Below are 25,496 nucleotides of genomic sequence, written 5' to 3'. Positions count from 1 at the left end.
AATTAGATCATGTATCATCATGAATGTAACAAAAGTTTAACATGCAAACAAAAATATCGTATCAATGGGTGGGGAGAATCATGAAACAATCAGAAACCGCAAGTCAGGGTCATGGTCTGTTTACTGCAACCGGAATAACAAAATCGTTTGGTTTCAATTCTGTTTTGAAAGGGATCGATATCAGTGTAGGGGAAGGTGAAGTGCTGGCGCTAATTGGGGGAAATGGTGCCGGGAAAAGTACACTGATGAAAATTATTATGGGAATCTATCAGCCCGATGAAGGAAGCATCTTTGTTGCGGGTGAAAGGATTCATGCTTTTAAACCGGGTGTATCTCTGTCAAAAGGAATCTATATGGTACCCCAGGAACCCATGCTGTTTCCCAATATGACAGTTGAGGAAAATATTATCATGGGCTTTCATGAGAAACCGGCAAAGCTTCGGAAGAGACTGAAGGAGATCATGAATGAGATTAACTGGGATCTGGACATTTTCAGGAAAGCAATGAGCTTATCCATAGCAGAGCAGCAGCTGGTGGAGATCTTAAGAGGGTTGATGAGGCAGGCAAAAGTTCTGATTTTAGATGAACCTACCAGTGCCCTGACATTTGACGAAGTGGAAAGCCTTTTTAAGATTGTAGAAGATTTAAAGAAAAAGGGAATTGGAATCATATATATTACCCACCGCTTGACGGAAGTGTTTCAGATCGCTACACATGTGGCGATTATGAGAGATGGTGTCATTACACTGAAAGGTAAAATTTCTGAATTCACCAGAGATATGCTGGTTAAGGGGCTTCTTCCGCCGGACTGCGAAGAGGCAAAAAAACAGGAGACTAAGGTGATTGATTATTGCGGATTAAAACCCGCTTTTGAACTGATTCATTTCTCAGGATATGGATTTTGGGATATTAATCTGAAGATTTATCCGGGGGAAATCCTGGGGGTGGCAGGACTTGTAGGTGCCGGGCGGACTGAGATGGCGCTTACTGTGTTTGGCAGAGACAAGACCATATCCGGACAGGCACTTTTAGAGGGAGTGGATGTAACCGGACTTTCCACCAGGGCCATACTGAAAGCGGGAATCAACTATGTTCCGGAAGACCGCCGTTTAAATGGTCTCTTCACAATCAGCGATGTGGCAGCTAATGTCACATCTTCCCTTGTTACAGGAAAAACAATGGGAAGAATCTTCATAAATAAAAAAGTAGAATACGAAATAGCCAGAAGATATGTGGAAGGCTTCCGAATACGGATTACTGGTTTAGACCAGCTGTCCGGCAGTTTATCCGGAGGCAATCAGCAGAAAATAGTGATCGGACGATCCCTGGCAACTGGTCCGAAACTTATAATTCTTGATGAACCAACAAGAGGTATTGATGCAGCGGCCCGAAAAGATGTATACGGGATCATACATAAACTAAAAAAACAGGGGGTTGCTGTAATGCTGATTTCTTCGGACATGGAAGAAATTGTGGAACTGTCAGACCGGGCTGTGGTGGTGTATCGGGGGCGCATCAGAGGGGAACTGAAAAAGCGTGAAATTACACAGGCCGGGCTGATGGCAGCATCTTTTGGTGTTGGCGAAGGAAAGCAGGTGGAGATATGAGGAAAATTATAAAAAGCCGGGAGATAAACAGTTTTTTATTTCTGGCAGGTTTGATTTTTCTGGTAGGCTTAATAAACCCCAGTTTCTGGCAGCCGGTAACCATAATCAATTGCTTTAATGACAGTGTGGTATTTACGTTTCTCTCTGCAGGGATAGCATTCGTTATACTGACTGGTGAAATTGATGTATCGATTGGCGCAGTGCTTGGGCTGTCTGCAGCTGTAGGGGCAACACTGCTTCGGGATGGTTACGGAATTGCAACAGCACTCTTTGCAGCGGTTTTGGTAGGAACTGTGGTGGGAGTGATGAATGGAATTGGTGTGGCTGTACTAAATATTCCCTCTCTCATATTTACGCTTGGCGTCAATGGTGTGGTCAGGGGAATTATTTATGTATATACAAAGGGCGCCTGGGTTGAAAATCTCCCTGCTGATTTTACCTTAATGTCAAATCGTTTACTTACCAAAAATGTTACATACTTTTATGGCACTGCTGTTTTGGTTGTAATAATAGGACATATCATTCTTACCAGAACCCGAAAAGGGAAATATTTTGTGGCTGTGGGAGATAATTGTGCAGGAGCAACGCTGGTAGGAATACCGGCTAATAAGATAAAAATACTGTCATATGTGCTGTGCGGAATATTTTCCTCTGTGGCAGGTATGATTTACGCTTCCAGAATTGGTTTCATTACACCCACTGCCGGAAACGGATATGAAATGAAGGCAATTGCGGCCTGCGTTCTTGGGGGGCTTAGCCTGACAGGTGGAGTGGGAAGTCTGGCAGGAGCATCCATTGGTGCAGTCATAATGTCATCAATCAGCAGAATTCTTGTTTTCCTGGGGTTTTCCTCTGATTATGACAATACGATTACCGGTTTTATGCTGTTAGCGATTGTAGTGATTAATACATCAGTCCAGAATCATACAGTCAGGAAAAACCGTCATGAAATTTTATTGGCAAGGACAGCGCAAAAAGGAGGGGAAAAAGCATGAAAAATTCCTTTTCACATAAACCAAAGCAGATATGGAAAAAGTGGGAGTTTGTTCTGACTCTTATCATTTTATTAGAAATAATAATTTTTTCATTGAAAAACAGTAAATTTCTGATGCCCAGAGTATTGTTTGGAAGTATGAATGATATTATCTCCATCTGTATCATTTCCCTTTTTGTAACCTTTGTAATGATTACGGGAGGAATTGATATACAGGCAGGGTCCATTGTAGGATTATCGTCTATCATACTGGGGGTTGCATGGCAGGACTTTGGCTTTAATATCTGGGCGGCGTCATGTCTGGCAATGGTCGCAGCAGGAGTGTGCGGAGGAATATCAGGATTTTTCATAGCCTACTGCGGGGTACAGCCCATGGTAGTGACACTGGGCGGAAGTTTTTTGTACACAGGAATCGGGCTTCTGGTGTCGAAACTTTCTGCAACAGAAAGCTACAAAGGAATCGGAGGGTTTCCGGAAGGCTTTCTCCGATTGTCAAAATACAGGCTGTTTGGAATCATTCCATTTCAGGTGATTATATTTCTTGTATTGGCAGTTCTTGCCTACATTCTTTTGCACAAGACCCGGTACGGAAGAGAAGTATTTCTGGCAGGTGTGAACCAGAATGCGGCAGAATATTCGGGTATTAATACAAGGCTGATAATTATGAGTACCTACATTCTTTCGGCTGTCAGTGCGTCGGTGGCAGGCATTATTCTGACTTCTTATCTGGGGACTGCGAAAAGTGATATTGGATCTACATTGACGTTACCCATTATTACTGCAGTAGTTCTGGGCGGGACGTTAAGTACAGGAGGAAAGGGGAGTGTTCCCGGAACGGCACTGGCGGCAGTGGCAATCGGGACGTTAAGATTTGGTTTGCCACTTTGCTTTAAGGTAAGCCAGCAATACCTGGATATTCCCGTGGGCATACTTTTACTGGTCATTATCATTGGACGGGCATTACTAAACCACCCCGGGTTAAGCGTGAATACGGTAATAAGAGGGAGAATCCCTCATAAATAAAGTTTTATATCAAAAGGAGGAATTTTGTATGAGAAAGGGAATGGCGCTTTTATTAGCAGGAATCCTGGCTGCATCTGCACTGGCAGGCTGCAACGGGGCGGGTGGAGCAAATAAGGAAGCCGCAGCAAAAGCAGAAAAGAAGGCATCTGATATTACCGGAAAGACTGTAGTTTTTATTCCAAAGCTGACGGGAAATGCATTTTTTGAATCAGCAGCGAAGGGAGCTGAGAAATTCGGCAAAGAGTGGGGAATTAACGTGGATTATCAGGGAAGTCCCAACGCTGCCGTTGCTGATCAGGTTTCAGTGATTAACAATGCGGTTGCCAGCGGCGTGGATGCCATCTGTGTATCATCCGTGGATGCAACCGGCCTTGATTCGGCACTGAAAGAAGCAACGGCTGCAGGAGTGAGTGTAGTTACCTGGGATTCTGATGTATCCGATACAGCCCGCACCCTGATGGTTTCCCAGGGAACACCTGATATACTTGGAAAAATGCTTGTAGATATGGGAGCGGATTCATTAACAAAACGTGGAAAAGATATAAAAGCAGATAAAATTAAATACTGCTGGCATTATTCTCAGGCAACCGTTGCGGATCAGAACTCATGGCAGGCAGCAGGAGAGGCTTATATTAAGAAGACATTTCCAAACTGGGAAAATGTAGCGCCGGATAATTACTATTCTGAACAGGATGCAGAGAAAGCTGTTTCCATAGGTGCCTCCATTCTGGAAGCCAATCCGGACATTGATTTAATTATCTGCAATGATTCTACTGCTTTACCTGGGCAGTGTAAGGCAGCTCAGAATAAAGGACTTACCAAAGAGAATGTGACCATTACCGGTTTTGCTTCCCCTATGTCCATTAAGGATTACTGCAATGCAGGGATTATTGAGCAGTGGGGGCTTTGGGATTGTCAGGTTCAGGGAGCCATTGGCTGCTATCTGGCAGCATACGTAGCTGCAGGCAACCAGTTAAAGGTAGGAGACAAGCTGGATATTCCCCAAATCGGGACAGTAGAAGTAATGCCAAATAACTGCCTGGTGGAGGGGGCGGCGACCGCAGAGGTAAACAACGGCGTTGTTCTTCTCCCGGAGCGGACCATATTTAACAAAGATAATATGAATAACTATGATTTCTAATTAAATGCTTTTCGATTAAGGAGAAAATACATATGGCAGATCTTGATGGTGTAAAAATTGAACACAATTATTATACGGAAATTCCCTTTGGCAATGAGAAGCCATTTTATGTAAAGGGAGCAAATAATTTAGACTGGGGTATGAAAAAGCATCTGTCCAATATCTTTGAGGAAACCAGCCACAATACGGTGATGTTTGCTTTCGACCACGGGTATTTTATGGGCGCTGTGGCAGGCCTGGAACGCCTGGATCTGGTTGTGCCGAAAATCCTTCCCTATGTAGATGTCTTAATGGGTACAAGGGGGGCGATCAGAAGCTGCGTTCCTGTTTCGGGCAGAAAAGGAATTGCCCTGCGTGCAACTTCAGGCTCCTCCATGCTTGACGAAGATCTTTCCAGGGAAATACTGGCGGTGGATATTGAAGATGCAATCCGTATGAATGCGGACTGTCTGGCAATCCAGACCTTTATTGGCGCGGATGGTCAGTTGTCCAGTCTTGAAAATCTTTCCAAAGCAGTTAATTCAGGAATGCGCTACAGTATTCCAACCATGGGCGTTGTGGCAGTGGGGAAACAGATGGAGCGTACAGACCGGTTCTTTAAGCTGGCGACACGAATTGTGGCGGAGCTGGGAGCCAATATTATTAAAACTTATTACTGCGAAAACTTCGAAGAGGTGGTGGCAGCCTGTCCGGTTCCCATTGTGGTGGCGGGAGGAAAGAAGCTGCCGGAGCGGCAGGCACTGGAACTTGCTTATCTTTCCATCAGTCATGGTGCAAAGGGAGTTGATATGGGAAGAAACATATTTCAGAGTGAAAATCCTGTTGAAATGTGCGCTGCAGTCAGGAAAATTGTTCATGAAGGCTTTACTGATAAAGAGGCCTTTGAATTTTATGAAGAAATGGTGCATCATTAATTTTTAAACAGATCAGATTTATATGGAGAATGAAAAGCGGTACCAGTTAAATGGTGCCGCTTATTCTATTCAAACAATACTTTATTTTACAGATAAAAGGTATTATAATAAGGCTAATATAATATAAAATTTTATATTAAATAGAGAGGAATCTGGGATAGAAGACAATTATGAGAATATTTCAATTCAGCCTTATAATATTTGATTCTTTGCTTGCAGTCTACTTTTTACTACACTTTAATAAATATAAGTGGAAAGAAAAACCGGGATTTATCGTATTATTTCCAGTATTGCTTCTAATTACACAGGTGTTTGACGATTCGTTTGATGTTCTGGCAGTGCTTATAAGTATTGCAGCTTCATATTTGGTGATGACTGCTTTAAAATTTGAACGTAAAACCAGAATTGGAATTTTTTGGTCCTGTATACTTTATTTTGGGACATTAATGTTATTTAATTCTATGATTTTCAGCTTATTTCAGCTGCTTTTGAACAAAGGCATTGAAACCTTAACGACTCCTAATGAACTTTTTATATTAATGTGTCTTATCTCAAAAAGTTGTTTATGGGGTATCGTGAAAATTTATATCTATCTGGAAGAAAAAAATATAATAAATGAAAATGAAAATATTCAACCAATGTTAATTAACTCAATTTACAATATTGCTCTTATTATATTAATTTTTTTAACACTAAGAAATGATAATTTAAAAGAACGTTATGGTACTGCATTTATTATTATTGGTATCCTAATCAGCCAGATTATAAATTATTATACATATATAAAATTGAATGAAAAAAGCAGGATAGAAAATGAAAACTATTTTCTAAGACAGATGAAACAGCATGATAAACTATATTTTGAAGAGAGCAAACAGCAGATTGATAAAATTGCCAGAATTAATCATGACATCAAGAATCATCTTACCTATATTGCCTTTAACATAGAAAATAAAGATTATGATAAAGCTAAAAATTATATTGTGGAATTAATTGAGAAGGCTGATTTAAAAGTTAATTTAGTAAAACTTACGGATAATTCTTTGAATTTTATCATCAATCATAAGCTAAGTCAGGCGCAAAAAAAAGATATTAAAGTATATGCACAAATTGAAGATCTTAATAAACATTACATGGATGATTTTGATTTGTGCATTTTACTATGTAATATTTTGGATAATGCTATTGAGGCTGTTGAAAAGCAGAAAGAGAGGCAGATTTATATTGAAATATTCAATCAAGCCGGTTATCAGACCTATTTTGTAAAAAATACAATTGAAGATTCGATATTGGAAGTAAATTCAGGCCTTGATAGTACAAAAAAAGAGAATATGGAACATGGGTATGGATTTCGCCAGATCAATGATATTATTCAGAAATATCAGGGGCATATTGATATTTATGAGTTGGAAAAATACTTTTGTATAAAAATACTAATTCCTATGATGCAATAGTAAAGGATCGGCTGCCGGAGTGGAAAAAGAGAATCAGCAGAATATCCCGGTGAAGTTTTAAATATCCCTCTTCGTTGCTTATGTAGATAATTTGTAATATATTGAATGAAGATATACAGATTATAATATAAGATAAAACAGAGGTGCCACTGATATGAACAGAAAGATGAAAACATTAGTTGCAAACCGTGGAGAAATCGCGGTTCGAATCATTCGGGCTTTAAAAGAGTTAAATATTGAAACAGTGGCAGTATATTCTACAGCAGACAGGTATGCGCTGCATACGGAAATTGCTGATCAGTCTGTCTGTATTGGTCCTGCCAGTGCAGTTGAATCTTATTTAAATTCATATAGGTTATTATCTTTAGCCAGTATGAAAGCTGTTGATTATATTCACCCTGGTATTGGATTTTTAGCTGAAAATGAAGATTTTTCAGAGCTGTGTGAGAATTCAGGAATAGGATTTATCGGTCCTAAGAGTCAGATTATAGGTTTAATGGGGAATAAAAATAATGCCAAAAGAGTTGCCCGTGAAGTCGGTTTGCCGACGATACAGGGGAGTGAAACAGTGGTTTTATCAGTAGAAGAATGTAAGGAGGCAATAGCAAAGATCGGACTGCCTGTGGTATTAAAGGCGACAGCCGGAGGCGGGGGAAAGGGGATCCGTTATATTACTCATAAAGATCAGATTGAATTATATTATGAACTTTGCCGGGAAGAGGCCCAATCAGCTTTTAAAAACAGTGAATTGATTGTGGAGCAGTATTTAAAGAATGCCAGACATGTAGAAGTTCAGATTCTTGCAGATTCCTATGGCAATGTCATTCATGTGGGGGATCGGGAATGTAGCATTCAAAGAAATAGCCAGAAAATTATTGAAGAAGCCAGGTGTCTGAATATATCTGAGAAGTTAAGAAAGAAACTATATCAGGATTCCATTCGTCTTGCAAAAAAGATTGGATATACAGGTGTAGGTACTGTTGAGTTTCTGGTTCAGCCCGATGAGACATATTATTTTTTGGAAATGAATACCAGGCTGCAGGTTGAGCATACAGTTACGGAACTGGTTTCAGGGATTGATCTTGTGAAAGAGCAAATCAAAGTTGCTTGTGGTGAAAAATTGTCTTTAGCTCAGGATGATGTGAGTTTCCAAAACTTTGCACTGGAATGCAGAATTCTTGCTGAAAATCCCAATCGCTCATTTGAGCCATCTTTTGGAAAAATAACACAGATGCATTTACCTGGTGGCAATGGAGTACGAGTTGACTGTGGATACAGATGCGGCGATACGTTATCTCCATACTATGATTCCTTACTTTTAAAATTGTGCTGTTATGCTGCTGACAGAAGTCTGGCAATTAAGAAGATGCAGCTTTGTCTTGATGAGATACGGATTGAAGGTATTGATACAAACATTGACTTTCTACTGTTTATTTTAAAAAACGAGAGATTTGCGACGGGTCAATATGATAAAAATTTTATACCGGAGATAATAGACGATTTTGAGCACTGTTCTGTTTTGGAATCAGGTGAAAGCTAACATGCTTAAGTTATTTATTATAAAAATTACCCGTGATTTACTGCAAAATGAATATGAACAGCTTGCGTATTCTGTAACTGATGATAAGCGCAGTTCTATTAAAAGGTATCACTTTTACATAGACGCTCAAAGAAGTCTGTTAGGAGATACTTTAACAAGATATGCAATTTGTAAGGAATTTAATTTATTAAATAACCAGCTGTCTTTTAGGGTTAACAAGTATGGGAAACCAGCTTTGTTAAATTCAAACATTGAATATAATATATCCCATGCGGGACAATTTGTCGTTTGTGCTCTTAATGATAAGGGACCTGTTGGAGTTGATGTAGAATTAGTAAAAAATAGCTGCCTGGATTTAGCAAAAAGGTTTTTTACTGAAAATGAGTACAGATACCTTTTAAGTCAGCTTGTGGAAAATCAATCAGAGTACTTCTGCCAGCTTTGGACAATGAAAGAAAGTTATATTAAAATGGTTGGAAAAGGTTTGTCCATACCCCTTAATTCATTCAATGTATTAGATCCGGCTTCGGTAGGTAATGTATATTTCAGACATTTTTTAAGAAACAAAGAGATAATTGGAACCGTTTGCTCATGGAATATGGAACCAGTATATTATGAGTATTGTAGCTATTCTGATTTATTAAGCTGGTCTATGATGAATAATTAAGTATACGATGCAATTAAACACGTTCAAAGTAATAAAGCAGGGTTGAAATCCATATGAAAAGGATTTCAACCCTGCTTTTATTGCATAAGAAAATAAAGTTTTAATGGGTATATTATACTAAATTGATTAACTGTCTTTATGGAAAGAATACTTTATTTTGAGCATAAATAGTATTATAATATAGGTATTGTAAATTATAATGTAGTATTATCTCAACATAGAAACATTATAATAAAGGGGAAAGAATATGAAAGATATCCATATCGTTATTTGTGATGATGAAGTAAGTGCCGTGAAATTAGTTAAAGAAAGATTATGCTTCATACTAAATCCACTAATCCATTTTACGTGTTATGAATTTACTGATCCGTTGGAAGTGGTTAAGCTGTCAAAAGATATACGCATTGATTTACTTTTAATTGATATTGAAATGCCGGGTGTAAAAGGATTTGATGTGGTAAAAGAAATTAGAGTTCACAATCACCAGTTACTGGTCATATTTGTCAGCAACATGGATATGTATGTATACGAATCTTTAAAATTTCAACCGTTTCGGTTTATCAGAAAATCTCATTTGAATGAATTAAATGAGGCGCTGGTCAGCGCAGCAACAGCAATAAAAAATAATATGGAAACCTTTAAAATACCTGTCAATCCGGTTACAGATAAGGAAGTAATAGTGAATGATATAATTTATTTTGAATCACTGCATAATAATGTTAAGGTAGTCTTAGCGGGGAGTTCCTATGTATTTAGATCTACCTTAAAAATTATAGAAAAACAATTAGAAAGCAAAAGATTTGTCCGCGTACATAGCGGATTTTTGATTAATCTGAAGTATGTTTACCTTATTAAAGGGACGGTAGTTGAGGTTAATTGTGGCGAGGCAGTTATATCGCTGCCCTTGAGCAGAAGCCGTCGCAATAATTTGATTTTTGAGTATAAAATGAGTTTAAGATAAAGAATGAATTAATTATCCCGTTGTTATACAAATTATCCCCAGATATTGCATTAATATAATTTTTATATTAGACTGAAATATATTGAAAAATGCAGTTTGAAGGGGTGTATTATTGATCAGGAAATTCGCAAACAGAGTCGGAAAAAGATGGGTAAGAAATGGGCTTATTTCAGATGAATATTACACGTGCTATGTATATGGAATAGAGCTGATTATTTCTGAACTGATTAGTATATCGAATATTTTGCTTTTAGGTTTTGTCACTGGTACACACTCAAATGCTGTTGTATTCCTCGTTGTTTTTATTTTAGTCCGTCAATATACCGGTGGTTTTCATGCTGACAATTACTTAAAATGTAATATATGTTTTTCATTATGCTATATGATAAACATGATGATTGTCGCATGTATTGATTTTAATGTGTATATTATGGCGGTAATAGTTTCAATTATGGGGATAGGGACTATTTTAATTTTAGGACCAGTAACTCATAAAAATAAGATGATTAACGAGACACTTCGCAAGGCGAACAAGGTGCGGTCTCTGATTCTTTATGTTGGGTGCTGTTTCATTAGCGTAGGTATTGCAGCCACCCATCGGTCTTTATCACTAACAATTATAATTGCACTACTGCAAATTATAATATTGATGGTAGTTGGTAGAATAAAACAAGGAGGGTAAACGATGAGAAAGCTGGAGGAAAAATTAAGGGAAGTAGTAATTAAAGTTGCGATCCGGGCAAATGGAACGTCGTCATTATGGGGAATGCATCAACCGGAAGAACCCCATACATTGCTTGCAGAACTTAAGCAATTGAGAAAAAGCAGATAAATAAACGTGATGCTATAGAATAGTATCATAAGCTCTGGAGAAACCAGATATGATGTGCGCAGGATCGTTCATCATATCTGGTTTTTTTAGAATCCTGGAATTTACAATTTTAACAAACATCGACATAATATCCCGGTAAACTTTCAAATATCCCTCTTTATTGATTGGGATTAAAAGATGCTGTATATTGAATAAAGATACAATTCATAAGTGCTTGACACCAGTATATATTTTAGAAAAATGTCCGGAAACTCAGTTTATGTTTCGACTAGCTGAGGCTTCCAGGGCTGTAATAGAAAGGGGGGAGCAGCCTGGTTTTACAGGCTGATGGCGAAGCCATGCAAAATGAAACAGGGTGTTATGTTTTTTTTGTACATACAGGACAGGAGGATATCGCTTCCACATATCTGAATGATTTATTATCATACTATGATGATGTTGAATATCAGCTGCTTGTGCCTAAAAGAAAACTGGTGGAATATCATTCAGGCGTCCTGAAGGTAGTATATAAGAACATGTTTCCGGGATATATTTTTATTTATACGGGTAACATTGTCCGAATTCATGCCATTCTCAGGTTAAACTGGCATTCTTCCGTACTCAGACTTTTAAAGGCGGATGATTGTTTTCAAAAAGTGGAAAAAAGGGAGCTTTTACCAATTCTGAATCTGATTAACAGGGATGGGGTTGTTGAATCATCAACGGTTTTTGTTGAAAATGAGAAAGTATATGTTTTTGATGGTCCGCTGTTAAACTATACCGGAGTAATAACATGTATTAATCCAAGAAGAAACAGGGTGCGGGTGATGCTTGATTTTTTAGACCGAAAAACGGAGGTGGATATTTGTGCGGATTATCTGATGCGTATGGGAGTGGAAAATTTCAAAAATATGGTACTACTTAAAAAGGCTGTTGTGAAAAATAATCCGCCTGCTGTCATATGACGGCAGGCGGTGGAATTGCACAGCTCCTTTTTTTATTTGAAAGAAAGGAGTGTTTTTTATATTTATTATTTGTAATAAATGCGAACTGGTACTTGAAAAAAAAAGATATTACATGAATGGTAGCATATGCAGCCGTTGTGGCGGCTATGGGAATTTAAGCGCCAGTCGGCGACTGGCAATGATTCTTGATGAAGGAACTTTTAAGGAGACTGAATCCGGCATTGGTTTCCAGGATCCGATTTCTTTTCCTGGATACCTTGAAAAATACAAAAAGGCAGCCGAGACAACAGGTTTGGAAGAGGCCGTTGTCACAGGGAAGGGCTCCATTATGGGAATTGACACGATGATCGGTGTAATGGATTCCGGGTTCATGATGAGTAGTATGGGGACGGCAGTAGGTGAGAAAATAGCCAGATTATTTGAGAGTGCCGCAACTGAATCAAAGCCGGTTATTATATTCACAGCCTCTGGAGGCGCACGTATGCAGGAGGGGGTGGTCTCATTGATGCAGATGGCCAAAACTGCTGCGGCTGTGGCAAAATACTCGGAGCAGGGGGGATTTTATATTAGCGTTCTCACGAATCCAACAACTGGAGGGGTAAGTGCCAGCTTTGCATTTTTGGGGGATATTATTATAGCAGAACCGGGAGCATTAATCGGATTTGCTGGAAAAAGAGTGATTGAACAGACTATAAAAGAAAAACTTCCAGACAATTATCAGACCTCTGAGTATTTGCTCAAACATGGTTTTGTTGATCGAATTGTGGAACGTGGGGATCTTAAAGAGGTACTTTATCGGCTTCTTTGCTTTCATCAGAAATTTGACGGGAGGGCTGGCGATGTCACAATTGAAAGACAGTGATAATTCAGTATGGGAAAAGGTAATCGCGGTAAGAAGCGAAACAAGATTTGGCTGCATGGATCTTGTTAATCTGTTATTTGACTCTTTTTTTGAATTACATGGAGACCGTTGTTACGGAGATGACAGGGCGGTACGAGGTGGACTGGCATATCTTGACAGGCGGCCTGTTACTGTGATTATGCAGTGCAAAGGAGACAGCTATAAAAATCGTAAAGAGTGCAATTTTGGAATGCCGCTTCCTGAAGGATATCGGAAAGCGCTTCGTCTGATGAAACAGGCGGAAAAGTATGCTCGTCCCATTATTACGTTGGTAGATACTCCGGGAGCATACCCGGGTATGGAAGCGGAGGAGAGAGGACAGTCAGAGGCCATAGCCAGGAATCTGTATGAAATGTCCCTGCTCAAAGTCCCTGTAATTACTGTGATAACTGGGGAAGGAGGAAGTGGCGGCGCTTTGGCCTTAGCTGTGGCAAATCGGATAATCATGCTGGAAAATGCCATTTTTTCGGTTGTCTCACCGGAAGGCTGTGCAAGTATTTTATGGAAAGATAAACGTTATGCTTTCCAGGCTGCAAAGGATTTAAAAATAACAGCCAGGGATTTATACGGTCTCCAAATTATAGATTATATAATTGAAGAAACAGAGGAAATGACTCAGCTGGCAGACAGGATAAAAACTGTCATTTTAAAAGTGCTTACTGAGCTGGAGTTTAAGTCTGGCGAAGAAATATGCAATGACCGGTTAATGAAATACAGGAATATAGGTGAAATTAAAAATATATAAGACATAGGAGAGATGGAATTGTTAATAGAGGAATTATTAAGCATCATTGATGTTTGTGAAAATTCAGAGTTGGATTTTTTTCAGTTTAAATCCCATGAAGGAGAAGTTAGCTTTCATAAGCCACAGAACGTGGAAACCTTGGGTGGATTAAAAAATGATTATAATATTGTGATAAATCGTAAAGAAACAAAAAATGAGATATCTCATGGGGATGATCCGGTTGTTGTTTCTTCTCCCCATGTGGGAATCATACATCTGAAAGAGTTTCTTACCGATGACCTGGAGAACAATATTATTATGGTAAGGCAGGGCGATCCTCTTTGTACGATTGAAGCAATGAAACTTTATAACAATGTGATATGTCCGGTTGATGGTAAAGTAACAGAAATTATGGTAAAAGACGGCCAGGAAGTGGAATATGGGCAGCCTATACTAAAAATAGGAGTGTCACTGACAAGTACATAACCATAAAATCTGGCGCTAACAGTTACTAAAAATAATAAACAAACGAGGTGGCTAATATGATTTTTACTTTAAATATTATTCTGGGGGTTGTTACGGGTATTATTCATTTATACATACGGGGATTTCCCAGTGATGCAGGCACAATTTCTTCCATTCTTTTACTTCATCAATTTGTAGTACTCTTTGGTGACGTTGGAATTGTTGGCTTTTTTAGTAATATTGCTTTCGCAGAAAAAAATGCAAAATATCTTGGATGGCCTGGTGGTCCCTGGCAGATTAAATATGGCTTCTCGCAAATCGCAATTGGTGTTCTGGGGGTTATGTGTATCTGGTTTCGGGGAGGATTCTGGACGGCTACCCTGATTAACTGGTATATGTACAGTATCAGTGGAACATGGTCCCATTTAAACAGTATTAAAATGAAGGGGAAAAAAGATAAAAATGAAATTGCAATGATCATTGTGACGATCATATATGCCATTTACTTAACAGTTTTATCTACAAACATTGATGGGTTCTGGACTTTTTAATAATAATTACGATTTATATTAAGGAAGGTAATGTATGGAATACAAGTTTATGGAGCTGTCAGAAATACAAAAGGGAATATATTTTGAGTGTCAGGCTGGGGGGAAGAATATCTATAATATACCAGCTGCGATGCAGATAGAGGCTGCTTTAAATCTTTCACAGCTTGATCGTGCCTTAATGCTATTAATGGAAGAGCAGCCGGTTTTACGGAGTAGTGTCAAAACAGAAAATAACAAATTGGTGCTGGCAATAGAAGATAAAATCAGCATCCAAGCACACGTTTACGACGTAGGCTCTGCAATTAATATAGAGGCAGAGACCAAATCTATTATTAATCAGGAAATTACTTATGAGTTTAATTTATCCAGTGCCCCTTTACTAAGAGTCTCTGTAGTTAAGCAGGCGCCGGAGATTTTTGTATTACTTGTCAATATTCATCATTTAATAGCCGATGGAATATCACTGGATATCCTGTTAAGTAAATTAATTACATATTATACAGAATTAATAAATGGAGAAGAAATTACTGTCACACCAGATTACAGCTTTTTCGAATTTTTAGATCAGGAAAAAGATAAATTGGCCAAAGGAGTTTATGAACCGCAAAAGAAGTACTGGAGCAACAGAGTTCAGGGTGCAAAGCCATTAGATTTTCCAAAAGATTTCAGCTCCATAAATAACTTTGGTTCTGGTAAGGAAAAAAACTTTTCCATAAGCAAAGAATTAATGGATAAAATTGAAACAACTGCATGGCAGGTAGAGGGAACTCCGTTTTTAGTAAGTCTGTCAGCCTTAAGCCTCCTTATGTCTAAATGCTGCAATGAAGATCAGGTAACTATTTCCACTCCGTTTACGTATCGTCCTGGAAGCACGTTTGATCAGTCGGTGGGCTGTTTTATCTACACCTTACCGTTTACTAATAATTTTGGTGGTGATTTGACGTTCCGGGATATTGTTAATGAAACATATGAACAATTTATTGGCGCCCATCAAAATTTAGGTTATCCCAATAATCTGATTGCAAGAGATAATTTTCCTGGAGCTTACGCCGGTATCCAGACTATTTTCGATATTTCGTTTGTATACGATAAGTTTACCCATTTAACAGGGAAAGGTATCAAGTGCCGGCCGTATCAGATGGATGATACAACGTTTCCAGGCAACATCATGATTACGTTTTCCCGAATGCCGGACGACAATTTTGTTAAAATTCAATACAAAGCCGATATTTATGACCAGGAAATGATTGAGCTGCTTGGTCAGCGCTTTATTAAAACACTTGAAATTGTCACTGCTGATCCGGACATCTCCATGAAAGAAATTGATCTGTTTCTGGAGCAGGAAAAAGAAAAGATACTTATTGATTTCAATCAGAGTTCTTTCTTTGATTATGTTCCGTCCCACGTAATTGATTTGTTTCATAAAAAGGTTCATTTATATCCGGATCGCAAGGCGCTGGTTTATCATGAGGGGGCGCTGACCTATGACCAGCTGAACCGGAAGGCAAATCAACTGGCCAGAAAAATTCTGGAAAATAAGACGAGGCAAAATGAAGTGGTCGGCATCCAGCTAAAACGGTCAAAGGAAATGGTGATAGCAATCCTGGCTGTTTTAAAGGCCGGGTGCGCCTATGTGCCGATTGAAAGTTACTATCCTGAAAACAGAAAGAAATATATTATGGCTGATGCGGACATCTCAATCTGTCTGACTGTTTCCGATATGGATGTGACTTTTTGCGAAAATGGCATGGTGTTTTATCTGGATCACGATCAGGATTGGTCATATTGTGATGATACCAACCCAACAATTGAGCTGAATCCATATGACCTTGCTTATATTGAATATACATCAGGTTCTACCGGAGAACCAAAAGGGGTTATGATTGAACATCATAGTGTTGTTAATACGATATTGGATCTGGAACGCCGCTTCCCGGTTGAGTCAGGAGATGTATATTTATATAAAACACCGTTTTCTTTTGATATCTCAGGGACTGAATTATATGGATGGTTTGCAGGCCAGGGCACGCTATGCATTATGGAACCAGATGGTGAAAAAAATCCTGAACTGATTTTACAATATATCAATCAATATCAAATTACTCACATAAACTTTGTTCCAACCATGTTCCGGCTCTTCCTGGAACTATTTTTAAATAAAGAAAATGTATTAAAAGCAAAATCTTTAAAATGGATTTTTGTTGGTGGTGAAGCAATTACACCCGACACGATTAAGCTGTATTTTCAAACTGGAATTTCAGCCAGATTGGAAAATGTTTACGGTCCCACTGAGTGTACGATGTGGGCATCTAATTATTCCATTACTGCCTGTGAAGAAACGGCTAATGTGTCAATAGGCAGTCCATTAAATGAAATCAGGTGGTATGTTACCGATAAAAATAACCGGCTTCAGATGATTGGAGTGCCGGGAGAACTTTGCTTATCCGGAGTAGGTCTGGCAAGGGGATATTTAAATAAGCCAGAACTGACTAACCAGCAATTTTGTGAAAATCCATTCTATGATAATGCTATCGATCCGGCCTGGTATCAAAAAATGTATAAGACTGGCGACTTAGTCAGATGGCTGCCCAATGGAACCATTGAATTTTTAGGCCGGATTGATTCCCAGGTAAAAATCAATGGTTTACGGATTGAGCTTGGTGAAATAGAAAATGCGCTGAGTCAGCATCCTGATATTATCAAAGCAGTGGTAGTCATGAAGCAGACCGCAGATCATCTGCAGGTTCTTAGCGCGTACTATCTTGCAGAGCAGGAAATTAATCAGAACAGTCTGCGAAAGTTTTTAAACAGTCATATTCCAGCTTATATGATCCCGTCCTCCTTTACCCGGCTTGATGAAATTCCGGTCAACAATAGCGGTAAAACCGACCGTAAAGCATTAATAGCAGTTAATCATCGTTGTAAAGAAAACGGCAGTGTTAATCACCTTCCAGAGTCACCTCTTGAGAATATCATAGCTGCAGTATGGAAAGAAGTATTGGGAATTGAAAAAATTGATGTATCTGATAATTTCTTTGAAATTGGAGGTCATTCGACCCTGGCAATTCTTGCCCATAATAAACTAAAACGCTACATAGATTCCGATTTTTCAATTACCGCACTATATGAGTTTCCCACCATTAAAATGCTGGCTGAATTTCTTGCAGGAAATCAGGAGACAACAATGGAAAACAGAAAGTTGTTCTCAAACCAGGGTAAATCATTTCAACCTTGTGATATTGCCATTATCGGCATGTCCGTAAATGTTCCGGGGGCTGAAACTTTAGACGATTTCTGGACTGTTTTACAGGAAGGAAAAGAAAGCATTCATTTCTACAGTGATGATGAACTTCTGGCTCTGGGAATTAAAAAGGCAGTAATTGAAGATAAGCATTATGTCAAAGCTAAGGGGCGAATTCAGTCCATTGATTATTTTGACTCGGCATTATTTGAACATACTCCCAATGAAGTAAGACTGATGTCACCCCAGCTTCGGGCCTTGTATAAAGGGACATGGCAGGCATTGGAGGATGCTGGTTACTGTCCCGAATCAACCGAGGATAAAATTGGTGTTTTCGTGGGTGGTTCCGATGACTTTGTCTGGTATGCAGACGCGTTAGGCAATGGTGATGGAGGCTATAGTGAGACATATGAATCGTACACAATGAGCACCAATCATTTTCTGGCAACCCGGTTAGCTTATAAGTTTAACTTAAAGGGACCTGCACTGTCAGCCCTGACTGGCTGCTCAACCTCTCTTGTAACCCCGCATCTTGCCTGTCAATCGTTAATTATGAGGGAATGTGACCTTGCTATCGCTGGCGGAATTACCATTGAATCGCCAAACGAGGGTGGATATATGTATTATGATGGAATGATGTTTTCTCCAGACGGGCACTGCCGCCCGTTTGACGCCGGTGCCCAGGGAACTGTTTTTTCAAATGGTATGGGTATTGTTGTGCTAAGAAGACTGGAGGAGGCCATTGCTTCAGGCGATCATATCTATGGGGTTATCAAAGGCTCTGCTATCAATAATGATGGAAGCATCAAAGCTGGTTTTGCCGCACCAAGCGTAGAAGGACAGTCTCAGGCGATTATTCAGGCTTATCAGAGGGCGGGAATTGATCCTGAAACAGTTAGTTATATTGAAGCACACGGAACAGGAACGATTCTTGGTGATCCAATTGAAGTGATGTCGCTTACGAAAGCGTTTGGCACAGACAAGAAAAATTACTGCACGTTAGGCTCTGTAAAAGGAAATATCGGTCATGCTGATACTGCAGCAGGCATTGTGGGCTTAGTTAAAGTTGCCCTGAGTCTGAAACATAAATATATTCCAGGTACAGTAAACTATCACAATCCCAACCCCAGGATTGATTTCAGCCAGACTCCGTTTGTAGTGACAAATAAAGGACAAAACTGGATTAGTCAGGATCAGATTCCATTAAGAGCAGGAATTAATTCTTTTGGTGTGGGAGGAACAAACGCCCATATGATCGTAGAAGAATTTAAGGAGCAACGTGAAAGCAGTCCGTCCGATGATCAGAACCTGATTTTAGTCAGCGGCAAGACAGAATCAGCCCTGACTGAAAATCTGAGAGCTGTACTTAGTAATCTTGCAGCTTCCGGCAATATTAATTATTCCGATGCAGCCTGGACAATGATGACAGGCAGAAAACATTTACCATACCGAAAAGCGGTAGTGGTGGACTCAGAGTTTTTAGATGCCTGTAATATTGATCAGGCAATTGCTGATGTGCTAAGCGATCCAGCCCAAATCGCCAGAGATATCAAACAGGTCTGCTTTATGTTTTCCGGACAGGGAAGTCAATATCAGGGGATGGGCAGACAGCTTTATTATGGCACTGACATCGTTTTGGGGCAGCGGTACCGGATGTATGCGGATCAGATTTTAAATTATCTCTCAAAAGAAGAACGGGAAGAATATGTTGAAGTTATATTGGGTGATACACAACCAGAGCAGATTAATGAGACTAAATACAGCCAATTTGCATTATTTCTAAGCGAATATGCGATTTCTAAGACTTTGATTGATTTGGGTGTGCGCCCCGATATGGTTATCGGTCACAGCATTGGCGAAGTAACTGCTGCAGCCGTGGCTGGTGTCTGGAGTCTTCAAAACGCCGTGGAAATTGTTAAAATGCGTGGAGAAATCATGCAGAAACAGCAGTCAGGATCAATGCTTGCTGTTATGTTAAACGCCAGACAGGTTGCACCACTACTGCCCGGAGATATTACGCTGTCATTGGATAACACCTCCGACCGCTGTGTTGTTGGTGGCAGTGCGGATGCAATTGAACGATTTCGGAATCTGCTGGCTGACAGGAATATAAAAAGTACAATCGTTAAAACATCACATGCGTTTCATACTGGCATGATGGCAGCAGCAGCTGAAGAATTTCAACAATTTATCAGTCAGTTTCCCATGCAAAATCCCAGCATTCCCATTGTCTCCAATGTGACCGGTCAATGGGTGAAGGAAGATGAAATGACGACCCCCCAATATTGGGGCCGCCATATTGTAGAAACGGTTCAGTTCAGTAGTGATCTGGCTGAAGTGCTGTCAAAAGAGGATACCGCCTTTATCGAAGTTGGTGCAGGCCGGTCATTATGTACATTTGCTGTCCAGCATCAGGATAAAAAGGAGAGTCAGATCTTTATTAATCTGCTCCGTCACCCAAGAGAGCTGGAACATGACATTCATTATTTGTATAAAAAGATAGGTCAGCTGTGGAGTTGTGGGCTGTCCATTCATTGGAATCAGTTTTGGAGCGGAAAAATCAGAAAAAAAGTATCAATGCCAACCTATCAGTTTGACAAGACTCATTATCCCATCAGACTGACCAATAGTACACCCATTGATAACCGTTCTGGCTGCGAAAGTGATACTTATGCAGCTGCTACCGCTATGCCTCAGCTCCAGATGCCAGATCCCGCATGTTACAATGAAAATCCCATAACAGAAGCCTTTACCGCTGTTTTGGGATTTGGTGATATTCAGGAAGATGAAGATTTCTTCTCACTGGGGGGAGATTCTCTGAAAGCAGTAAGCCTGGCCAATTATATTGAAAAGCGAAAGGGTATCAGAGTTGCAGTGTCAGAGATTTTCAAATATCCGACGCCCCGCAAGCTGGCTGGTTATTTAAAAACATTCCAGCAGTCGGACCGTCCATCAGATACTTATGCAAAAATTACGCCCCTTCCCGGTCAGCCTTATTACAGTTCTTCCTACTCCCAGCAGCGAATGTTTAGTTTATCAAAAATGGAGGCTGAAAGTACTGCCTATAATATGCCTTCAGCCACAATTATTGATGGACTGTTAGATCCGGTCAAAGTAAGAAAAGCGGTAGACCAGCTGGTAAAGCGCCATGAAGCTTTACGAACCTCATTTAAAATTGTGGATAATCAGGTTGTTCAAGTCATTTCAGAGATCGCCTCCATGGAAGTGGATTTCCAGGAAAGAGAGCTGACTGACGAAAAGCAAATAACTGATTTAATCACTGAGTTTGTAAGACCATTTGATTTATCAGAAGCTCCTTTGTGCAGGTTAAGGCTGGTCAAAATCGGAGAACAGAAAACTGTATTTTTATTTGACATTCATCATAGTGTGGCAGATGGTACATCAGCTGAAATATTGACCAGAGATTTCAATCATTTATATTCATCAATCCCGTTGGAACCATTAAAAATTCAATATAAAGATTTTACAGCATGGCAGATAAAGCGGATGCAGGGAAATGAAATATCCGGCCAGAAAGATTACTGGCTGGCACAGTTTAACAATGGTATCCCTGTTCTGGATCTGCCGCTTGATAAGCCCAGACCAAAGCTGCGCTCATTTGACGGACACCGTCTCTATTTTTCCATAGATGAAGAACTATCCGTTCAGACCGAAGCGTTTGCTCGTCAGCATGGTGTAACCAAATATATGCTGTTACTGAGTGTCTGGTATCTCATCCTGGCTCGTTATTCCGGTCAGGAAGACATTGTCATTGGTACTCCGGTAGCCGGTCGCAGTAACGCGGAAGTAGCTGATGTCATCGGATTCTTCCTTAATACGTTAGCAATGAGAAATCACCCTGTATTTGAAAAACAGTACCTGGATTTTCTGTATGAGGTGAAAGAAAACACCTTAAATGCACTTAGCAATCAGGAATATCCTTTTGATGATCTGCTTGACCAGCTGAAAGTGAAACGAGTACCAAACAGAAATCCCATTTTCGATGTATATTTTGATTATCAGAATATGGATACCCATGATATTGATATTGAGGGGATGTCCATCCGTCCGTTTTCATTCGATACCTTTAGCTCAGTGTATGATCTGGTGCTGACCTGCCATGAATATAAAGACAGGGATATGATCACCGGTACTTTGGATTTTGCAGCCAGTTTGTTTAAACGGGATTCAATTGAGCGTATGGTTGAAAATTTCAAAGTGGCATTGAAAAGCGTTATTACCCATCCTCTGGAACAGATCGGAGCAATAGATATTGTATCAAAAGAGGAGATTTCTAAAATTACCAGTCAGTTTGAAGAAACGAAATCAGATATCCGTGATACGGTTACCATACACCAGTCATTTGAAGAACAGGTGGTGAAGGAACCTGACAAAACTGCACTTATAGTTGCTGATGGAACAGCATTTTCTTACCGGGAGATTAACCGGCGTTCCAATGTAATTGCCCATCAGCTGATAGAATCAGGTGTTGGGCAGGGGGATCTGGTGGGTATTATGACAAGACGGAATGTCCATCTATACACCAGTATCATGGGCGTTTTAAAATCCGGAGCGGCTTATGTACCGTTAGATGCCAGCTATCCAAAACAGCGGATTAATTACATGATTAAACAAAGCAAACCGAAAGTCATTCTCGTTGATGACCATATTCCGGCTGAATATGATTATAACGGTCAGTTTATTGTTTGCTCAGAACTGGCTGAGACTGCAGCTAATACATTGAATCCGTTGGTAACGATGGAGAGCAGTGCGCTGGCAATGGTGATTTTTACTTCCGGTTCCACCGGAAATCCCAAAGGAGTTATGCTGACCCACCAGTCGCTGATCAATTTTGTTGACGATCATATTGCAAGACAGATGTGCACGCCCGGGCGGGACCGGATTCTATCTGTTACAACATTTTCATTTGACATATTTTTATTTGAATCAATTTTCCCCTTATGTGCCGGCTATTCTGTTTATCTTGCCGATGAAATTGAACAGATTGATGCAGCAGCAGTGACTACCAAAATACTTAAATATAATGTTTCTCATCTTGCCAGTACACCATCGAGAGTAAAAGCCTTTGCGGAGAATCCTGCTTTTGCTCCAGCATTAAAACAGCTGAAATACATAATTTGCGGAGGCGAAGTATATCCGGAGCAGTTAATGCAGCAGCTGCAGAAAAAAGTTGGACCTGATACTTCCATTCTGACTGTGTATGGTCCCACAGAAACCACAATCTGGATGACGATAAAGGACCTGACTCATGAAACGGTTATAACCATTGGCAAGCCTATATCCAATGTACAGGTATTTATCTTAAATAGTTTTAATAAGCTGCAGCCATATGGTGTATACGGAGAGATCTGTATCGCTGGAAAAGGTCTGAGCCGTGGATATTATCATAACCCTGAGGAAACAAATAAACGGTTTATTACCCTTGAAAGCCCTCTGAATACGAAAGTCTATAAGACCGGAGACAGAGGCAGAATGCTTCCAGATGGAGAGTTTGATATTCTGGGAAGGTTTGATAACCAGGTCAAAATCAGAGGCTATCGTGTGGAATTGGGAGAGATCGATAAAACTGCAGCGAAATACCCCGATATCTCTGAAGCCGTGGCAAAAGTTTTTGTTGACCAGGCCGGCAGCAATGGAATTCAGTTATATTACTGTACAAATGCTCTGAATACTGATTCCGGCTATGAAAATAACTTAAAGAAATGGCTGGAGTCACAGCTTCCTGCTTATATGATACCTGCAAAGTACATTCGGTTAGAGAAAATGCCTCACACACCAAATGGAAAAATTGATAAAAATGCTTTGAGCATTCCTGAATCAAATAACACCTTAAACATCAGTGATCAAGAGAAAGTGCCGCTTTTCGTAAACAGGACTAAGACTCAGATTGTAAGCAGTCTGGTGAATATCTGGAAGAACGTTCTGGGGAAGGAACAGATTAATATTACCGATAATTTCTTTGATATTGGTGGTACTTCCCTTGGAATCATGCTGGTAAATAACAGAATCATTGAGGAGTTAAACATAACCATACCGGTTATGAGACTGTTTGAATGTCCGACAATTGAAAGCTTGGCTGAAGAGATGTCTAAGGAACAGCAGATTGCCGTTGCAAGCAATCAGGCAGATGATTTATTAGATGATTTTGCCGATGAAAACGAGGACTTTGAACCGGACAGGATACTGTATCAACCATTCAAGGACACTGACTATGGTGAAGCGGATGTAAATGATATTGCAGTTATTGGTATGACCTGCCGGTTTCCAGGTGCGAAATCAGTAGAACAGTACTGGGATAATTTAATTGCCGGTAAAGAGAGTATTCGTGTTTTTACAGATGATGAACTACGAAAAAGCGGTATTTCCGAGGAGATATTTAATCGGGAGAATTATGTCAGGGCAAAAGGATATCTGGAAGATGCAGAATATTTTGATCCTAAACTGTTTGATTATTCTGATAAAGAAGCTTCTCTGATGGATCCCCAGATTCGTCTGCTCCATCTTTGTATTTATGAGCTGCTGGAAAAATCAGGATATAATTCGTTTGATTTTAAAGAGCGGATATCATTGTTTGCAGGAAGCAGTCCGAACCTGTTGTGGATGTCTCAGTTTTTAAAGAATCAGAATAATTTTATGGAAGCACTTGAAGCAATTACATTTAATGAAAAAGATTTTCTTGCTACCAGAATTGCTTACAAGCTGAATTTAAAGGGTCCCAGTATGACGGTTCAGACCGCTTGTTCAACCTCCTTAGTGGCAATTCATCAGGCGGCCAAATCAATTATTGACGGGGATGCCGAAATGGCAATTGCTGCAGGAGTCTCAATCACTCATCCAAGAAAAGAGGGGTATCTGTGGCACCAGGATATGATTTTATCAAAGGATGGGCATTGCCGACCGTTTTCAAACGATACAACTGGTACGGTAACCGGGAACGGCTGCGGTGCGGTATTATTAAAACCGTTAGCACAAGCATTAAAAGACCGTGATTATATTTATGCTGTAATAAAAGGATCAGCTGTAAATAATGACGGTATGGACAAGGTAGGCTATACGGCACCTGGCATCAAAGGGCAGCGCGATGTTATTCATAAAGCTTTGGCCAATGCTAACGTAAGTGCTGAAGATATCTGTTATGTGGAAGCACACGGGACAGGCACACTCCTGGGAGACCCCATCGAAGTGGAAGCTTTGCGACAGGCCTATAATACTCCCCAAAAGGGCTACTGTGCCCTGGGAAGTGTCAAAGCCAACATCGGGCATTTGGATGCCGCTGCAGGAATAGCTGGTTTCATCAAGGCGGTAATGGTCCTACATCATAAAACAATACCGCCACAGATAAATTATACTGCGGCAAATGATAAATTAGATTTGGACAATAGCCCGTTTTACATTAACACAGATGCTCGAGAACTGGTACCAAATAAAAAGAAGCGAAAAGCTGGAGTTAGTTCATTTGGTATAGGCGGAACCAATGCCCACATAATCCTGGAGGAAGTAAATAAGGAGTTTTAAG

At 39.9% G+C, this 25,496-nt stretch carries 17 protein-coding genes; all 17 read left to right on the top strand.

Annotated features, from left to right (window positions below):
• The first annotated feature begins 80 nt into the window (after positions 1–80).
• Entirely contained in the window at positions 81–1,607 is a 1,527-nt protein-coding gene (locus ACOAOT_RS17435) for a sugar ABC transporter ATP-binding protein (RefSeq protein ID WP_420218147.1), read from the top strand.
• Positions 1,604–2,602 (top strand): ABC transporter permease, encoded by a 999-nt coding sequence (locus ACOAOT_RS17430; RefSeq protein WP_420218146.1) that lies wholly within the window; start codon positions 1,604–1,606, stop codon positions 2,600–2,602. The genes ACOAOT_RS17435 and ACOAOT_RS17430 overlap by 4 nt, the downstream gene beginning before the upstream one ends.
• Entirely contained in the window at positions 2,599–3,624 is a 1,026-nt protein-coding gene (locus tag ACOAOT_RS17425) for an ABC transporter permease (RefSeq protein ID WP_420218145.1), read from the top strand. Before ACOAOT_RS17430 ends, ACOAOT_RS17425 begins: the two co-directional genes overlap by 4 nt.
• Before the next feature lie 28 nt (positions 3,625–3,652).
• Complete coding sequence (locus tag ACOAOT_RS17420) at positions 3,653–4,765, top strand: substrate-binding domain-containing protein (RefSeq protein WP_420218144.1); 1,113 nt, start codon at positions 3,653–3,655, stop codon at positions 4,763–4,765.
• Between the two features lie 32 nt (positions 4,766–4,797).
• A complete protein-coding gene (lsrF, locus tag ACOAOT_RS17415) occupies positions 4,798–5,679 on the top strand; it encodes a 3-hydroxy-5-phosphonooxypentane-2,4-dione thiolase (RefSeq protein WP_420218143.1) in 882 nt (293 codons plus the stop codon).
• 170 nt (positions 5,680–5,849) lie between these two features.
• Positions 5,850–7,133, top strand: coding sequence for a sensor histidine kinase (locus tag ACOAOT_RS17410; RefSeq protein ID WP_420218142.1), 1,284 nt, complete (start codon positions 5,850–5,852; stop codon positions 7,131–7,133).
• A 154-nt stretch (positions 7,134–7,287) separates the two neighbouring features.
• Entirely contained in the window at positions 7,288–8,673 is a 1,386-nt protein-coding gene (locus ACOAOT_RS17405) for an acetyl-CoA carboxylase biotin carboxylase subunit (RefSeq protein ID WP_420218141.1), read from the top strand.
• Between the two features lies 1 nt (position 8,674).
• The gene (locus ACOAOT_RS17400; RefSeq protein ID WP_420218140.1) at positions 8,675–9,340 is read left to right on the top strand and encodes a 4'-phosphopantetheinyl transferase family protein; all 666 of its coding nucleotides are present in this window, start codon (positions 8,675–8,677) and stop codon (positions 9,338–9,340) included.
• A 247-nt stretch (positions 9,341–9,587) separates the two neighbouring features.
• Positions 9,588–10,301 carry a LytR/AlgR family response regulator transcription factor gene (locus ACOAOT_RS17395; protein WP_420218139.1) on the top strand — a complete coding sequence of 238 codons (714 nt, stop codon included), beginning with the start codon at positions 9,588–9,590 and terminating at the stop codon, positions 10,299–10,301.
• Positions 10,302–10,413: 112 nt separating this feature from the next.
• Positions 10,414–10,983, top strand: coding sequence for an accessory gene regulator B family protein (locus ACOAOT_RS17390; protein ID WP_420218138.1), 570 nt, complete (start codon positions 10,414–10,416; stop codon positions 10,981–10,983).
• A 3-nt stretch (positions 10,984–10,986) separates the two neighbouring features.
• Positions 10,987–11,133 (top strand): cyclic lactone autoinducer peptide, encoded by a 147-nt coding sequence (locus ACOAOT_RS17385; protein ID WP_420218137.1) that lies wholly within the window; start codon positions 10,987–10,989, stop codon positions 11,131–11,133.
• Between the two features lie 338 nt (positions 11,134–11,471).
• On the top strand, positions 11,472–12,077 hold the full coding sequence (gene loaP / locus ACOAOT_RS17380) for an antiterminator LoaP (protein WP_420218136.1): 606 nt from the start codon (positions 11,472–11,474) through the stop codon (positions 12,075–12,077).
• Between the two features lie 49 nt (positions 12,078–12,126).
• Positions 12,127–12,939 carry an acetyl-CoA carboxylase, carboxyltransferase subunit beta gene (accD, locus tag ACOAOT_RS17375; RefSeq protein ID WP_420218135.1) on the top strand — a complete coding sequence of 271 codons (813 nt, stop codon included), beginning with the start codon at positions 12,127–12,129 and terminating at the stop codon, positions 12,937–12,939.
• A complete protein-coding gene (gene accA / locus ACOAOT_RS17370; RefSeq protein WP_420218134.1) occupies positions 12,917–13,723 on the top strand; it encodes an acetyl-CoA carboxylase carboxyl transferase subunit alpha in 807 nt (268 codons plus the stop codon). Before accD ends, accA begins: the two co-directional genes overlap by 23 nt.
• An 18-nt stretch (positions 13,724–13,741) precedes the next feature.
• Positions 13,742–14,188 carry an acetyl-CoA carboxylase biotin carboxyl carrier protein gene (locus ACOAOT_RS17365; protein ID WP_420218133.1) on the top strand — a complete coding sequence of 149 codons (447 nt, stop codon included), beginning with the start codon at positions 13,742–13,744 and terminating at the stop codon, positions 14,186–14,188.
• A gap of 56 nt (positions 14,189–14,244) precedes the next feature.
• The gene (locus ACOAOT_RS17360) at positions 14,245–14,718 is read left to right on the top strand and encodes a DUF6790 family protein (protein ID WP_420218132.1); all 474 of its coding nucleotides are present in this window, start codon (positions 14,245–14,247) and stop codon (positions 14,716–14,718) included.
• Positions 14,719–14,752: 34 nt separating this feature from the next.
• Positions 14,753–25,495: an amino acid adenylation domain-containing protein gene (locus ACOAOT_RS17355; protein WP_420218131.1), complete on the top strand. Its 10,743-nt coding sequence runs from the start codon at positions 14,753–14,755 to the stop codon at positions 25,493–25,495.
• The last annotated feature ends 1 nt before the right edge of the window (position 25,496 follow it).

This window comes from Lacrimispora struthionigena (genome assembly GCF_048627165.1).
Lineage (GTDB): Bacteria > Bacillota > Clostridia > Lachnospirales > Lachnospiraceae > Lacrimispora.
This window is presented reverse-complemented; position numbering and strand designations above follow the sequence as displayed.

What these genes read in the sequence shown, in the direction of transcription:
- ACOAOT_RS17435 (WP_420218147.1), top strand. Translation starts at nt 81, where the DNA reads ATGAAACAATCAGAAACCGCAAGTCAGGGTCATGGTCTGTTTACTGCA.
- ACOAOT_RS17430 (WP_420218146.1), top strand. Translation starts at nt 1,604, where the DNA reads ATGAGGAAAATTATAAAAAGCCGGGAGATAAACAGTTTTTTATTTCTG.
- ACOAOT_RS17425 (WP_420218145.1), top strand. Translation starts at nt 2,599, where the DNA reads ATGAAAAATTCCTTTTCACATAAACCAAAGCAGATATGGAAAAAGTGG.
- ACOAOT_RS17420 (WP_420218144.1), top strand. Translation starts at nt 3,653, where the DNA reads ATGAGAAAGGGAATGGCGCTTTTATTAGCAGGAATCCTGGCTGCATCT.
- lsrF (WP_420218143.1), top strand. Translation starts at nt 4,798, where the DNA reads ATGGCAGATCTTGATGGTGTAAAAATTGAACACAATTATTATACGGAA.
- ACOAOT_RS17410 (WP_420218142.1), top strand. Translation starts at nt 5,850, where the DNA reads ATGAGAATATTTCAATTCAGCCTTATAATATTTGATTCTTTGCTTGCA.
- ACOAOT_RS17405 (WP_420218141.1), top strand. Translation starts at nt 7,288, where the DNA reads ATGAACAGAAAGATGAAAACATTAGTTGCAAACCGTGGAGAAATCGCG.
- ACOAOT_RS17400 (WP_420218140.1), top strand. Translation starts at nt 8,675, where the DNA reads ATGCTTAAGTTATTTATTATAAAAATTACCCGTGATTTACTGCAAAAT.
- ACOAOT_RS17395 (WP_420218139.1), top strand. Translation starts at nt 9,588, where the DNA reads ATGAAAGATATCCATATCGTTATTTGTGATGATGAAGTAAGTGCCGTG.
- ACOAOT_RS17385 (WP_420218137.1), top strand. Translation starts at nt 10,987, where the DNA reads ATGAGAAAGCTGGAGGAAAAATTAAGGGAAGTAGTAATTAAAGTTGCG.
- loaP (WP_420218136.1), top strand. Translation starts at nt 11,472, where the DNA reads ATGCAAAATGAAACAGGGTGTTATGTTTTTTTTGTACATACAGGACAG.
- accA (WP_420218134.1), top strand. Translation starts at nt 12,917, where the DNA reads ATGTCACAATTGAAAGACAGTGATAATTCAGTATGGGAAAAGGTAATC.
- ACOAOT_RS17360 (WP_420218132.1), top strand. Translation starts at nt 14,245, where the DNA reads ATGATTTTTACTTTAAATATTATTCTGGGGGTTGTTACGGGTATTATT.
- ACOAOT_RS17355 (WP_420218131.1), top strand. Translation starts at nt 14,753, where the DNA reads ATGGAATACAAGTTTATGGAGCTGTCAGAAATACAAAAGGGAATATAT.